Annotated in this window: 15 protein-coding genes and 1 pseudogene; 9 read left to right on the top strand and 7 right to left on the bottom strand. The window is 67.5% G+C overall.

Annotated features, from left to right (window positions below):
- Positions 1-13: 13 nt before the first annotated feature.
- The 6 genes and pseudogenes from RZV17_RS14460 to RZV17_RS14435 form a co-directional block, all read right to left on the bottom strand.
- Entirely contained in the window at positions 14-283 is a 270-nt protein-coding gene (locus tag RZV17_RS14460) for a RebB family R body protein (RefSeq protein ID WP_355604431.1), read from the bottom strand.
- 35 nt (positions 284-318) lie between these two features.
- Positions 319-607: pseudogene (locus tag RZV17_RS14455) on the bottom strand (RebB family R body protein).
- Between the two features lie 785 nt (positions 608-1,392).
- Positions 1,393-2,457 carry a uroporphyrinogen decarboxylase gene (gene hemE / locus RZV17_RS14450; RefSeq protein ID WP_123137281.1) on the bottom strand — a complete coding sequence of 355 codons (1,065 nt, stop codon included), beginning with the start codon at positions 2,455-2,457 and terminating at the stop codon, positions 1,393-1,395.
- 14 nt (positions 2,458-2,471) lie between these two features.
- A complete protein-coding gene (locus tag RZV17_RS14445) occupies positions 2,472-2,723 on the bottom strand; it encodes a WGR domain-containing protein (protein WP_039414382.1) in 252 nt (83 codons plus the stop codon).
- Positions 2,724-2,954: 231 nt separating this feature from the next.
- On the bottom strand, positions 2,955-4,067 hold the full coding sequence (aroB, locus tag RZV17_RS14440) for a 3-dehydroquinate synthase (RefSeq protein WP_123137280.1): 1,113 nt from the start codon (positions 4,065-4,067) through the stop codon (positions 2,955-2,957).
- Positions 4,064-4,606, bottom strand: a complete 543-nt coding sequence (locus tag RZV17_RS14435) for a shikimate kinase (protein ID WP_047696486.1) — start codon at positions 4,604-4,606, stop codon at positions 4,064-4,066. The genes aroB and RZV17_RS14435 overlap by 4 nt, the downstream gene beginning before the upstream one ends.
- A 217-nt stretch (positions 4,607-4,823) precedes the next feature.
- Here RZV17_RS14435 and pdxH point away from each other — a divergent pair, with 217 nt between their 5' ends.
- The 8 genes from pdxH (at position 4,824) to RZV17_RS14395 (ending at position 10,963) form a co-directional block, all read left to right on the top strand.
- Positions 4,824-5,423: a pyridoxamine 5'-phosphate oxidase gene (gene pdxH / locus RZV17_RS14430; RefSeq protein ID WP_039414416.1), complete on the top strand. Its 600-nt coding sequence runs from the start codon at positions 4,824-4,826 to the stop codon at positions 5,421-5,423.
- 360 nt (positions 5,424-5,783) lie between these two features.
- The gene (locus RZV17_RS14425) at positions 5,784-6,200 is read left to right on the top strand and encodes a YjfI family protein (protein ID WP_039414395.1); all 417 of its coding nucleotides are present in this window, start codon (positions 5,784-5,786) and stop codon (positions 6,198-6,200) included.
- A 12-nt stretch (positions 6,201-6,212) separates the two neighbouring features.
- A complete protein-coding gene (locus tag RZV17_RS14420) occupies positions 6,213-6,986 on the top strand; it encodes a PspA/IM30 family protein (RefSeq protein ID WP_047696482.1) in 774 nt (257 codons plus the stop codon).
- Between the two features lie 27 nt (positions 6,987-7,013).
- A complete protein-coding gene (locus RZV17_RS14415) occupies positions 7,014-8,093 on the top strand; it encodes a potassium channel family protein (protein ID WP_355604427.1) in 1,080 nt (359 codons plus the stop codon).
- Positions 8,090-8,767: a YjfK family protein gene (locus RZV17_RS14410; RefSeq protein ID WP_355609399.1), complete on the top strand. Its 678-nt coding sequence runs from the start codon at positions 8,090-8,092 to the stop codon at positions 8,765-8,767. The genes RZV17_RS14415 and RZV17_RS14410 overlap by 4 nt, the downstream gene beginning before the upstream one ends.
- A gap of 34 nt (positions 8,768-8,801) precedes the next feature.
- Complete coding sequence (locus RZV17_RS14405) at positions 8,802-9,206, top strand: DUF350 domain-containing protein (RefSeq protein WP_039414407.1); 405 nt, start codon at positions 8,802-8,804, stop codon at positions 9,204-9,206.
- A 13-nt stretch (positions 9,207-9,219) separates the two neighbouring features.
- Complete coding sequence (locus RZV17_RS14400) at positions 9,220-9,795, top strand: DUF1190 domain-containing protein (RefSeq protein WP_047696477.1); 576 nt, start codon at positions 9,220-9,222, stop codon at positions 9,793-9,795.
- A 1-nt stretch (position 9,796) separates the two neighbouring features.
- The gene (locus RZV17_RS14395) at positions 9,797-10,963 is read left to right on the top strand and encodes a glutathionylspermidine synthase family protein (protein WP_184374902.1); all 1,167 of its coding nucleotides are present in this window, start codon (positions 9,797-9,799) and stop codon (positions 10,961-10,963) included.
- Between the two features lie 530 nt (positions 10,964-11,493).
- Here the strand turns inward: RZV17_RS14395 and RZV17_RS14390 are convergent.
- Positions 11,494-12,864: an MFS transporter gene (locus tag RZV17_RS14390; protein WP_355604424.1), complete on the bottom strand. Its 1,371-nt coding sequence runs from the start codon at positions 12,862-12,864 to the stop codon at positions 11,494-11,496.
- A 98-nt stretch (positions 12,865-12,962) separates the two neighbouring features.
- Between RZV17_RS14390 and soxR the strand changes: the two genes are divergently transcribed.
- Complete coding sequence (soxR, locus tag RZV17_RS14385; protein WP_039409341.1) at positions 12,963-13,409, top strand: redox-sensitive transcriptional activator SoxR; 447 nt, start codon at positions 12,963-12,965, stop codon at positions 13,407-13,409.
- The last annotated feature ends 242 nt before the right edge of the window (positions 13,410-13,651 follow it).

Below are 13,651 nucleotides of genomic sequence, written 5' to 3'. Positions count from 1 at the left end.
GTTAGCCTGGCCGTTAAACGCTCAGGATCTGCTTGGTGACGACGCCGGTGGAAGCGGTATCGATGGAGTACAGGGTGGCCATGCCCATGGTGGTGGCCGACTGCGCAGTGACATAGCTCTGCTGCTGCGCGTTGGTTGCGTTGTGGGCAGCATTGGCCAACGCTTGCGCGGTTGCCTGATACAGATTGCCCATTGCAATCGCCGGTGCATCACCCAGGACCTTTGTATTTACCTGGGTAACGGAATCGGTGATCTGATTATTGACTGCGGTTGGAAATGCCATTGCTTGCTCCTTATGTGCAAGAAATCACGATTGGCTTAGCCCAGGCCCTTCACGCCAGTGCTCAGAACCTGCTTGGTCGCCACTCCGGTGGTGGCGGTATCGATGGAGTACAGGGTGGCGACCCCCCATCGTGGTTGAAGACTGCGCAGTGACATAGCTCTGCTGCTGCGCATTGGTTGCGTTATGGGCGGCATTGGCCAGCGCTTGTGCAGTGGCCTGGTAAAGATTGCCCATGGCGATGGCGGGGGCATCGCCCAGCACCTTGGTATTGGCTTGTGTGACGGAGTCGGTGATCTGGTCGTTGACGGCAGTTGGAAAGGCCATGCTTTTCTCCCTGATGTACGGATGATTGAAGCGCTGGAACAAACGTGACGGTGTCGAGGTTGTGCAGGCGGCCTGCCTGGCTGGAGATGTGTTGCGGTGGCACCGCATCACCGTGGAGCAACAGTAGATCGCTGTGCTTTCGAAGAATTGGCGCAAACGACGGCAATGCCGGGTTTATCGACGTGAAGCCGAACCGGCTTGAGAGCGGCATGCGAGGGGGCGATGCGATCTGGAACGCGGTGCGGTGAATTCATCGGCAAATCGCAACCGGGTTTGCAAAAACACCCAGCGAAATGCGCGAGGACGTGCATCGTCTGGGCCGGCTGCCAGCGGGTTCCGTGTTGCGCTGTCCTGCGCCAGCCGCACTACGTGCCGCTGGTGAGAGATCAGACGAATCGGCTGTGACGCTGCAGCCGCAGCGCCTCGACTCACAGCATGAGTGCCGTCACAAATCGGTACGCGTGCGCAGAGGCCGGCTGCGGGCTGCCTGCTCTGGTCTGCGGTATCGCCGGGCATGCGCGTGTGGGCAGCGCTTGGCATGGGTGGGATGCCACGACCGACGCCGCGGCGTCGCCGGGAGCGGGTCCAGGAGGCTGACGCATCGGCGTCGATGCGCGGTGTTACGACGACCCGATGCTGGTGATGAAGACAGCGTTCCGACGCGGGCGGCGTTGGCCCGTCAGCGCGTGCTTAGGCGCTGCACTGCTCGGCCAGCACACGAACGTGTTCCGGCCTGATTCTGCGGCAACCGACAGCACGCGCGGTGCCGTCGGTTGCAGGGCCCGTCAGCGCTTGCTCAAGCTCTGCACCGCTTCCACCAGCACGCCTACGTGCTCCGGATTCATGTCTGGCGACATGCCGTGGCCAAGGTTGAAGACGTGGCCTTCGCGCGAGCCGCCGTTGCCCTGGGCGTAGCTGTCCAGGGTCTTGCCGACCTCGGCGCGGATCGCGTCGGGCGAGCCGTACAGGGTGGCCGGGTCCAGGTTGCCCTGCACGGCGACGCGGCCACCGGCGCGCTGCGCGGCATCGGCCAGCGAGATGGTCCAGTCCACGCCCACCGCTTCGGCGCCGCTGGCGGCCAGGTCGGCCACATAGGCACCGTTGCCCTTGCCGAACAGCACCAGCGGGGTGCGTTCTGCGCCATTACCGCGTTCCAGCTCACGCGCGATGCGGGTGAGGTAGGGTAGCGAGAATTCACGGTACATCGCCGGCGACAGCACGCCGCCCCAGGTGTCGAACACCTGCAATGCCTGCGCACCGGCCGCCCGCTGTGCGGCCAGGTAGGCGATGACCGCATCGGTGACGGTGCCGAGCAGGTGGTGCAGCAGTTCCGGCGCGTTGAAGGCCATGGCCTTGATGCGCGCGTACTCCTTGCTGCCGCCACCTTCGATCATGTAGCAGGCCAGCGTCCACGGGCTACCGGAGAAGCCGATCAGCGGCACGGACCCGTCCAGCTCGCGGCGGATCACGCGCACCGCATCCATGACGTAGCGCAGTTCGGTTTCCATGTCCGGCACGCCCAGGCGGTGGATCGCGGCGGCATCGCGCACCGGGTGACGGAACTTGGGGCCTTCGCCTTCGACGAAGTACAGCTCCAGGCCCATCGCATCGGGGATGGTCAGGATGTCGGAGAACAGGATTGCCGCATCCAGCGGGAAGCGCTGCAGCGGCTGCAGGGTCACTTCGCAGGCGATGTCCGGGTTCTTGGCCATGCCCAGGAAGCTGCCGGCGCGCGCGCGGGTGGCGCGGTACTCCGGCAAGTAGCGGCCGGCCTGGCGCATCAACCATACGGGGGTGCGGTCCACGGGCTGGCGGTTGAGGGCGCGCAGCAGACGATCGTTCTTGAGCATGGGAAGGTGTGTCCTCAGCGCGGCGCGTCGGCGCCGCCGGTGATGAGTTGGAAGCCGCGCTTGAGCTGGGTGTCGCGGGCCTTTTCGAAGGCCCGGTCTGCCTCGTCCTGCAGCAGGTACTGGTCGCGCCGGAGTTGCGTGCGTCCACCGATCTGGCCGCTCTCGCGCAGCAGTTCCCAGCCCCCGAACAGATCCGGTTGCAGGGTCAGCTGGACATAGCGGAGCGGCTCGTTGCCGCCGGAGTCGTGTTGCAGGAGGATGCGCATGTCACCGATTGTAGCCGGGCGCTGCTGAAGGCTGGGGGGCAGCAGGCGCGCCGGGTTGCGCCGGGAGCGCTGGCAAGCAGGGATTGCGTAGGAGCGCACCTGGGCGCGATGGGGATTTACTGGCAAGCCCCGTCGCGCCCATGTGCGCTCCTACAAGGAGCGGGCGTCGGGGCGGTCGACGGCAGTTGCGTGCGGCCATGCAGCGTTGCGTGCCTGCCTGGCCGGCGGGCCTCAGCCGGCCAGGATCTCCAGCACCGCAGCCTCGTCCACGTCCGGCACCACTTCGGCCTTGCCGATGCCGCGCCAGAGCACCAGGCGCAGGCGGCCGGCGACGTTCTTCTTGTCCAGCCGCATGCGGCCCAACAGGGCGTGCGGCGCCAGGCCGGGCGGGATCTCGGTCGGTAGCTCGAACTCCTGCAGCAGGGCGCGCAGCGCCTCGGTGTCCTGCACATCGCTCATGCCCAGCGCGGCCGACAGTCGCGCGGCCAGCACCATGCCCACCGCGACTGCTTCGCCATGGTTGAGGTTGTCGTTGCCGGGCGCGCCGTAGCCTTGTTCGGTCTCGATCGCATGGCCGAAGGTGTGGCCCAGGTTGAGCAGGGCGCGCTCGCCCTTTTCCAGCGGGTCGCGCGCCACGATGTCGGCCTTGTGCTCGCAACTGCGTGCGATCGCCTGTGCGAGGGCGTCGGCATCGCCTTCCAGCAACGCCCGGCGTTCGGCATGCAGCCACTGGAAGAACAGCGGGTCGCGGATGGCGCCGTACTTGATCACCTCGGCCAGGCCGGCGCGCAGCTCGCGCGCGGGCAGGGTGTGCAGGGTGTCGGTATCGGCAATCACCGCGCGTGGCGGGTGGAAGGCGCCGACCAGGTTCTTGCCCTGCGGGATATCCACCGCGGTCTTGCCGCCGACCGACGAATCCACCATCGCCAGCAGGCTGGTGGGCAGCTGCACGCAGTCCACCCCGCGCATCCAGCAGGCCGCGGCGAAGCCGGCCAGGTCGCCGACCACGCCGCCACCGAGTGCGAACACACAGGCGTCGCGGGTGGCGCCGAGCTCGGCCAGTGCGGCAATCGCAGCGCCAAAGTTGTCCAGCGTCTTGGAGGCTTCGCCGGCGGCGATCACCAGCTCGCCCAGCTGCAGGTCCGGGCGCGCCTGCAGCAGCGCGCTGCGCACGCCGGCGGCGTAGTGCGGTGCCACCTGGGTGTCGCTGAGCACCAGTACGTGGCGACCGCGCACATGGCTGGCCAGGCGTGCACCGTCGGCGAGCAGGCCGGGCGCGATGGTGATGGTGTAAGGCTGTGCACCGTCGACATCGACGCTGCGGCTGGAGCGGGGGAGTGTCATGCAGGGGTACTCGACATGCGCCATTGCGCGGCCAGGCGCAGCACCAGCTGCGCGGTGGCTTCGGCGGGGGAAAAGTGATCGGTTTCCAGGGTGAGGTCGGCCACTTCCTGGTACAGCGGGGTGCGATGCGCGGCCATCGTGTGCAGCACCTGCTCGCGGTCGGCGCGCTGCAGCAGCGGGCGGTTGCGGTCGCGCGCCAGGCGGGTCAGTTGCGCCGGCACGCTCACGTGCAGATACACCACGAATCCGCGCGCGCGAATACGCTCGCGGTTGAGCGGATCCAGCACCGCGCCGCCACCGGTGGAAATGAGCTTGTTGTCCTGCTGCAGCAGCGCCTGCAGGGTCTGCGCCTCATGCTCGCGAAAGCGTGCTTCGCCGTGTTGCTCGAAGATGGCCGCGATGCTGCTGCCCACGTGGTCGACGATGGCCTGATCCACATCGACGAAATCCAGCCCGAAGCGCTCGGCCAGGCGTCGGCCGATACAGCTTTTTCCGGCGCCCATCGGGCCGACCATCACGAGATTGGGAGCGGGGTTCATGCGCAGGGATCCTAGCATTCACGCTTGCGCACCGGGCCGGTTGGCGCGCGCCGAATCCATCGCGGCCGCCAGCACGCCGCGCGGTGCGGTGGCCCTGCAACGCCGCATGTCGCGCGCCCGCGCCCATGGTCAGCCATGCCGGCTGCGACAGCCGGGCGTAGGACAAGTGCCGGCGATGCGCCCACAATGGACGCCCCTCCTGCCTCCACGCACCGCCATGCCCGATCTGTACGCAGAAGCCCTTGCCACCTTTACCGCGCTGTATGCCGAGGCGCAGGACAGCGCCGAGCTGGAAGCCAGCGCCATGACCGTGGCCACCGCCACCGTGGATGGGCGGCCGAGCGCGCGCACCGTACTGCTCAAGGCCTTCGATGCGCGCGGATTCGTGTTCTACACGCATCTGGACAGTGCCAAGGGGCGGGACCTGCAGACCCATCCGCAGGCTGCGCTGCTGTTCCTGTGGCGCAGCCTGCGCGAGGCCGGCATCCAGGTGCGCATCGAGGGCGGCGTGCAGCTGGTCAGCGCAGACGAAGCCGATGCCTACTTCGCGTCACGCCCGCGCATGAGCCAGATCGGCGCCTGGGCTTCGCTGCAATCGCAGACGCTCGGCTCGCGCGCCGAGTTCGACGCGGCGATCGCCAAGGTCGAGGCCACCTTCGACGGCCGGCAGGTGCCACGGCCGGATGGCTGGGGCGGCTTCCGGGTGGTGCCGCAGGCGTTCGAGTTCTGGTATGGCGCCAAGTTCCGCCTGCACGAACGTTGGCGGTACGAGGCCGATGCGGCCAGCCACTGGACCAAGCGGATGCTCTACCCGTAACGCCCGCCCGACGCGGCGGCGCGCACGCTGGCGGCCGCATCGTTGGCGCGGCGGTGCCGGGGGCCGCTGCCGCGCCCAACGCGTTCGCCTGGCAGGGCCGGCACGCGCGGCGGCGTGTGCAGCGGCGACGCGGCGCAGCGCTGTGCGGCATGCGCCGGAACGGGGCGCACCCGGGTGGTGCCAGCGGTCGAACGCCGGCACTTGATGCCGCCTGACCGGTGCCGAACGGCACGTTCTGCCGGTCGCGCCGGCACTTGATGCCGCCTGACCGGTGCCGAACGGCACGTTCTGCCGGTCGCGAACAGTCTGTAGTATGTCCGCCCATTGCTTGACCACCGTTTCCAAAGGACAGGACATCGTATGACGCAGTACACCACTGTCGAATTGCACGGCCTGTTGGCCGAGCGCTACCGCGGCCAGCCGATCGAGGTCGAACTCATCGACGGGCTGGAGCCGGCGATCAACCTCACCCTGGCCGACCACGGCGACATGCAGATCCAGGTGGCCGCCTCGGGCTCGCAGGTATTCGTGTCCACGCTGCTGGCCAATGCCGATCAGGTCAACGACCGCGCCGCGTTCAACGACGCCTGCCTGCGGCTCAACCCGCTCAATCCCCTGTCCAACCTGGGCCTGGTGCAGGTCGACGGCAAGGACAGCTACGTGGTCTTCGGTGAGCTGTCGGCGTCGTCCACGCTCGACCAGATCGACGAGGAAATCCAGACCCTGGCGGCCAATACGCTGGATGCCGCCGAATCTCTCAAGCCGTTCTTTTCCTAAAGGCGTGTTGTCATGAGTATTTTTTCCAAACTGATCACGCTGCTGCGTGGCACCGCACACGAGACCGGCCAGAAGGCGGTCGATGCCAATGCATTGCGCATCCTGGACCAGGAAATGCGCGATGCCGGCGCCCAGCTCACGCGCTCGCGCGAAGAACTGACCAAGCTGATGGCGCAAAGCAAGCTGGCCCAGCAGAAGATCGACGCGCGCGCCGGCAAGATGGCCGAGTACACGCGCTATATCGAAGGTGCGCTGGCCAAGAACGATGAAGCGCTGGCGCATGACGTGGCGGTCAAGCTGGCTGCGCTGGAAAGCGAAGACGCCGGCGACAAGGCCTCCAAGACATCGCTGGACCAGTCGGTGGTGACGCTCAAGGCCACCATCCAGAAGACCGAAAACCAGCTGCGCGGCATGCGCCAGCAGATCGACACGGTCAAGGCCACCGATGCGGTGCAGAAGGCGCAGGCGGCGATCGCCGCGCGGCATTCCGGCGCCAGCAGCAAGATGGGCTCGGCACTGGAATCGCTGGAGCGCATCAAGGCGCGGCAGGCCGAAACCTCGGCGCGCATCGAATCGGCCGAAGAACTCGAAGCGTCCAGCGGCGACGGCGATCTGAATCGGCGTCTGGCCGCGGCCGGGCTGATGGAAGGCGAGTCCAACGCGGCCGCCGTGCTGGCGCGCTTCAAGAAGCCCGCCGCGCAACTGGGCCACGACACCACCAGCGGCACGGCGCCATTGATCGGCCAGGTGCGCGACGTGCAGCAGGTCCCGCGTAGCGACAGCTGACCGCAGCGCCACGGCACAGGACGCGCCATGATCATTGTCGGCCGGTTGTACCGGGTCTTGCGGCGGCATGTGCGCCGCGTCAGCTGGGGCATGGTGGCGCTCGCGCTGCTGGCCCACATGGGCCTGAGCTGGGCACTGTTGCGGTTGGCCGGCGAGCACAGGCTCGTCGGCCTGGACGCGTTTCCGTATTACTACATGACCACCGCCACCACGATCGGCTACGGCGACCTGTCGCCGGGCTCGGTGGCCGGGCGCTATATCGCCGCGTTCGTGTTGATGCCGGGCGCGGTGGCGTTGTTTGCCACGGTGCTGGCCAAGACCAGTGCGGTGCTCATCACCTTCTGGAGGCGTCACTACATGGGCAAGATGGCCTACGACGCGTTGCGCGGGCACACCATCCTGATCGGTTGGCAGGGCGCCGCGTCCAGCCGCCTGCTGGACCTGCTGCTGTCCGATACCGCCACCGACGATGAAGGCGTGGTGCTGATCGCCGAAGGCATCAGCGAAAACCCGATGCCCGACCACATGCGCTTCGTGGCGGCCGAGTCTTACACCCACACCGAGGTCTATCTGCGTGCCGGCATCGCGGGCGCCGCGCGGGTGATCGTCAACCCGCCGTCCGACGACCAGACCCTGGCCGCGGTCTTTGCGTTGATGGCGCATGCGCCGGCTGCGCATGTGGTGGCGCATTTCGATTCGGCCAGCGCCGCACGCCTGGTCAACTGCCATTACCCGGCCATCGAGTGCACGCGCCCGATGACCGCCGAGATCCTGGCCCGCGCCGCGCAGGACCCGGGCAGCGCCGCAATCACCGCCGAGCTGCTGTCGGTGGACGATGGCCCCACCCAGTTCAGTCTTGCCGTGCCCGCCACTGTCGAGACGCTGGACTACAGCCGGCTCGCGGCCGACTTCAGCCAGCGCGGCGCCCTGCTGCTGGGCCTGCGCGCGCCCGACGGCGCGCTGCGCTTGAACCCGCCAGCACGCACCGCTGTCGCCGCCGGTGCCATGCTGTACTACCTGGCCGAGCAGCGTGTGCCTGCACAGGCCATCGCGTGGGCCGCGCTGCGCGCCGAATCCGCCATTTCCGCATCGCCACGAGGTGTCTGACGATGAGTTTTTTCAGCAAGTTGTTTGGCCAACCGCAACCGCCGCCGCTGCCGACCTCCGGCACCGGTGCGATCGGGCATGCGCTGCCGTTGGGCCTGCGCGTGGGCGGGCAGGTCGAGATCGATACGACGCTGTACCGCATGGCGCCGGACGCCATGACCGCCGAGCTGCCGGGCGGCCACCAGGGCATTCCATGCTACGGCCACGTCAATCTGGGCGATGGGTATTCGCTGCACCGCTTCTATCTGGATGACGATGCGTTCCTGCAGGTCACCACCGTGGGCGGCGATCTGGAAGCGATGAAGGCGTTCGTGTATTGCGAGACGGTGAACCCGCCCAGCAAGCAGGCGTTTCAGGAGTTCGTGATGCAGCACCCCCACCTGGGTGCGGCGCAGATCGACTACGCCGGCAAGCGCTGGCAACGCGCCACGCAATCCACCGACGACACTGCGCGCATCCCGCCCATCGCCTACGACGAAGTGCTGTACCGCTACCAGCCGCCACGTCGCGATGGCGACCTGACCCACTACGCCATGCTCTATAGCCGCGAGGTGCCCGAGCTGCAGCGCGAGGAGTTTCTGCTGATCACCGGCGAAGATTCCGGCCCCAACGAATTCTGCGTGACCTACGCAGTCGGCATCGATGTCACCGTCGCCGATCTGGATATCACCTGAGCGTGCGCTCGCCCTTCACCCAACCGGTCCTGTCATGAACCCGATCAACCTGCAGAGTTTTCTCGCGTTTCTTTCGTATTTCGGCACCGGCCTGGGCGTGTTGATCGTCTCGGTGGTACTGGTGACCCTGGTGACGCCGCACAAGGACTTCACCTTGCTGCGGCAGGGCAATGTGGCCGCCGCCACGTCGCTGGCCGGCAACCTGATCGGCGTGGCACTGCCGCTGCATTCGGCCATCACCCACTCGGTGAGCCTGGTCGATGCCTTGATCTGGGGCCTGGTGGCCTGTGGCATCCAGGTGGTGGCGTATCTGTTGGCCAACCTGGTCGCCGGGCGCATCTCGCGCCAGATCACCGACAACGTCACCGCTGCGGGCATCTTTTCTGCGGGCGTGTCGATCGCCGTGGGCCTGATCAACGCCGCGGCGATCACGCCGTAACGGAGCCTGCGCCATGAAGCGATCACGCAATCTCAAATTGACCCTGATGGCCGCCTTGCCGGCGGCCCTGGTCACCGGCTGCGGCTCGGAGCCGGAAACCGGCGTGGTGTTGCAGTCGGCGTCCGACTGCTACCAGGTCAAGCAGGAACAGAGCGACATCCAGCAATGCCTCAAGGCCTATGACGAGGCGGTGACCAAGCATCAGCAGGCCGCGCCGCGCTTCAACACGCGCTACGAGTGCGATGAACAGTTCGGCAGTTGCACGGCCGTCCAGAACCCGCAGGGTCAGCAGAGCTGGATTCCGCCGATGGGCGGGTTCTTGTTGGGCTATGCGCTGGGCAACATGACCGGCGGTGGCGGCTATCGCTATGGCGGTGCGATTCCGCTGTATCGCGATTACCGCAGTGGCGGTTTCTACAAGCCCAATGGCGATCTGGCCAGCAACCGCATCGGCACCGTGCGCGGGCGCAGCGGTGCGATCGACATGCCGACGCGCGCCATCACCGTGTCGCGCTCGGGCTTTGGCTCCAGCGCGGCGGCACGCAGTTCGTTCGGTAGCGGTGGGCGCAGCTCCGGGTACGGCGGCTGACATGCAACGCATCCTGATCCCCGAACGCGCGGACTGGCGCACGCAGGCCGAATCGCTGGGCTTCCACTTCCACACCATCGACGGCGCGCCGTATTGGGATGAAAGCGCCTACTACGCGTTTTCATTGCAGCAGATCGAAGAGGACATCGAAGCGCCCACCCAGGACCTGCACGACATGGCGATGCAGCTGGTGGACGAGGTGGTGGGCTCCGAGCAGCTGCTGACCCAGCTGGCCATTCCGCCGTTTTACTGGGACTGGATCGCCACCTCGTGGAAGAACCGCGACCCGCACCTGTACGGGCGCATGGATCTGGCCTATTCGGGCAATGGCCCGGCCAAGTTGTACGAGCTCAATTACGACACGCCGACCTCGCTGTATGAGGCCGCGTATTTCCAGTGGCTGTGGCTGGAGCAGCAGATCGCCAGCGGTGTGCTGCCCAAGGGTACCGATCAGTACAACCTGATCCAGGACCTGCTGTGCGAGACGCTGGGCGCGCTGGCGGTAGATGGCGCCATCGGGGCGCAGATGCATTTCGCCGCGGTCCGCGATTCGCTGGAAGATCGCGCCACCGTGCGTTACCTGCGCGATTGCGCGCATCAGGTCGGCATCGCGACGGAAGAAGTGGCCATCGAAGACATCGGCCTGAGTGCCGAGGGCTGGTTCACCGATGAGCAGGACCGGGTGATCCAGACCTTGTTCAAGCTGTATCCGCTGGAATTCATGATGGAAGAACGCTTCGGCCCGGCGTTGATCGCCAACCGCGTGCGGCTCATCGAACCGGCATGGAAATCGGTGCTGAGCAACAAGGGCATCCTGCCGCTGCTGTGGGAGCGCCACCAAGGGCACCCGAACCTGCTGGCGGCGCGTTTTGCGCAGGCCGGCGAAGCGCCGGCTGCAGGGTGGGTGCGCAAGCCGCTGCTGTCGCGCGAGGGCGCCAACATCGCGCTGGTCACGGCACAGGGCGACGCCGCGCAGACCGACGGCCCGTATGTGGATGGCCCGGCGATCCTGCAGGCGCACCATCCGTTGCCGGTGTTCGACGGCCGCCATGCATTGGTGGGCAGTTGGGTAGTGGCCGATCGCCCGGCCGGGCTGGGCATGCGCGACGACGATGGCCCCATCACCCGCGACACCTCCCGCTTCGTGCCGCACGTCATCGTCGATTAAGCGGCAGCTGCGCGGGCATCGCCACTGCCAGGTGGCGGTGTGACGTGTGTGATCCATCGTCTTGTGTGGTGCACCGGACCCCGGTGTGCCGGAGGTTGGCGAGCCTGCTGCCAGTGCATGTCACCCAGCGGCGCAGGCCGTGCGGATCGCGCGTGACACAGGCGCCGGCGCTGTGCAAGGCCTCGGTTGGCTGCACGGCGCTGCATCTTTTCCACACCCCCTGTGGATGGAACTTGCACAAGGCTGTGGACAACTGCGTGCAGGCCCCGGCCTGCAACGCTGTCAAGATGGGTGGCGAAAAAATGACCAGTCGCTCGCAGGGAACGATCGGCCGTGGTTTTCGCAGCGATCCCGGCAGAATCGGCAAAGTCCTGCGAGGCGCGCACCCGGGATCGCAGCGGTGCGCTGCGCCAGCCAGGCATGGCAGCTCTGCGAACCGCGCGCTGTTTCCCTCCAGCCCTGCCGCACACTGCCACCATCTCCACACGCGTGGGCACGGCCACACACCACGTGCAGCAGCGCTGTGGTGATCACACCCGCCGCGCCACCACGAAGCTCGCTACCGCCAGTAGCCAGGCCAGTGCGAAGACGCTGAGATAAGCAGCCGGCGTTGCCGATGCCAGCAACGCGGCAAACAGCGCCCCGGCCAGGGCCAGCATGCCGGCCACCGCGATCGCCTCGCTCAACTGCAGCGCCGAGCTGTTGGCGCCTTGCTGCGCGGGCGGCGACAACGACAGCGTCAGCACCGACAGGCTGGGATACAGCAGCCCCATGCCCAGGCCGGTCAACGCCCAGCCGGCCACGGCCACCGGCACCGGAATCACCGGCCAGACCGCGCCCGCGCTGATCGCGATGCCGAGCATCATCAGCAAGGCGCCGGTCTTGAGCAGGCGCGGGCGCGACCAGCCGGCGCGGCTATGGCCCTGGTACCACGAGCCGCTGAACCACCCCAACGCACCCACGCTCAACGCGATCCCGGCCAGCAGCGGCGACAGCCCGCGCTCGCGCGACAGCAGCAGCGGCAGGAACGCCTCGAAGCCGAAGAACGCCGCCGCCGCGATGCCGCGCAGTGCGATCACGCTGGGCAGCCCGCGTGCCAGCGTCAGCGTGCCGGCGGGCAGCAGGCGCCAGGCACATGCCACGGTGAGCACCAGCGCCGGCACCATCGCCATCAGCGCCGGCAGGCCATGCAGCTGGCCGCCCAGGTACACGCCCAGCACGCCCAGTGCCGCGCCGATGGCCCAGCCCAGCAGTGCGCCGGACTGGCTGGACCGCGCGCCGGACCAGCGCCGCCCACGCAGCGCCGGCCATAGCATCAACCCGGCCGGAATCGCCAGCAGCGGCACCGAGAGGAACACCCAGCGCCAGCCGATGTGTTGCACGATCAGCCCGCTGATGCCCGGGCCGATCAACGACGGCACCACCCAGCCGGCAGAGAACGCGGCAAACACGCGTGGCCGCAACGCTTCCGGATACAGCCGCCCGACAATCACGTACAGGGCCACCGAATACGCACCGGCGCCCAGCCCCTGCAGCAGGCGCCCGGCGATCAGCCAGTGCATGTCCGGCGCCAGGCCGGCGATCAACAGGCCGATCACAAAGCACAGCAGGCCGCTGCCCAGGGCAGCGGCGGGGCCGTGGCGGTCGCTCCAGCGGCCGGCCGCGGTCATGCCCACCACGCTGGTGGCCAGCGTCCCGCCGAAGGCCAGGGCGTAGAGCGGCAAGCCGTTCAACTCGCGCGCTACGGTCGGCATGGCGGCGGCGACGGCCAACGATTCGAAAGCGTTGAGCGAGACCAGCGCAACCATGCCCAGCGTGGCAGCGCGATAAGGGGCTGCCAGGATCGAGGTGGACGGCGCGTCGTCGCGGGGGGCGGCGGGCAAGGCGGTATCGGTGGGCATTGAACATCCAGAGCGAGTGAGCATGGGCGTGACCCGAAGCGCTTGCGTCGGTCACGGCCGCGCAGCATCCTGCCTCAACCAAGGTTGAGGTCAAGGCAATGCAGCGTGAGTTGTCCGTGGGCGAAGTGGCCAGGCGCAGCGGCGTGGCGGTGTCGGCGCTGCATTTCTATGAGCGCAAGGGGCTGATCCGCAGCCTGCGGACCGCGGGCAATCAGCGCCGTTATGCGCGCGATGTGCTGCGGCGGATTGCGGTGATCCGTGTAGCGCAACGGCTGGGCGTGCCGCTGCAGCAGGTGCTGGACGCGTTTTCGGTGCTGCCCGATCAGCGCACGCCCACGCGGGCGGAATGGGCGCGCATGTCCGCGCGCTGGCGCGGCCAGCTGGATGCGCGCATCAGCGAGCTGCAGGCCTTGCGCGACCAGCTCACCGATTGCATCGGCTGTGGCTGCCTGTCGCTGCGCCGCTGTCGCTTGAGCAATCCCGACGATGCACTGGGCGACGATGGCGATGGCGCGTTACGACTGGGCAGCCTGACGCCGGGCTAGCCGGGCGCGCGGCAGCGTGGTGCTGCCGTGCGGCAGGAGCGATGGGCGCAATCGGCACTCCTGCCTTCTGTGTCTGCCCGCGCTGCGCATGTCTTCCATCGACCTCAGCACTGCGCGTACCTTGTCCGCATCGGTGTGGTGATGAATTGATGATCGGGCGGTTGCGTGTCGACCACTGCCGTCGATCGCAGCGATGCCAGGCGATGGCCGCCTGCATCAAGCGCCTGAAGGGCGCTGGCGCC

Source organism: Xanthomonas cannabis (assembly GCF_040616535.1).
Classification (GTDB): domain Bacteria; phylum Pseudomonadota; class Gammaproteobacteria; order Xanthomonadales; family Xanthomonadaceae; genus Xanthomonas; species Xanthomonas cannabis.
The sequence above is the reverse complement of the archived record's forward strand: the minus strand, read 5'-3'. Positions and strand labels throughout refer to the sequence as shown.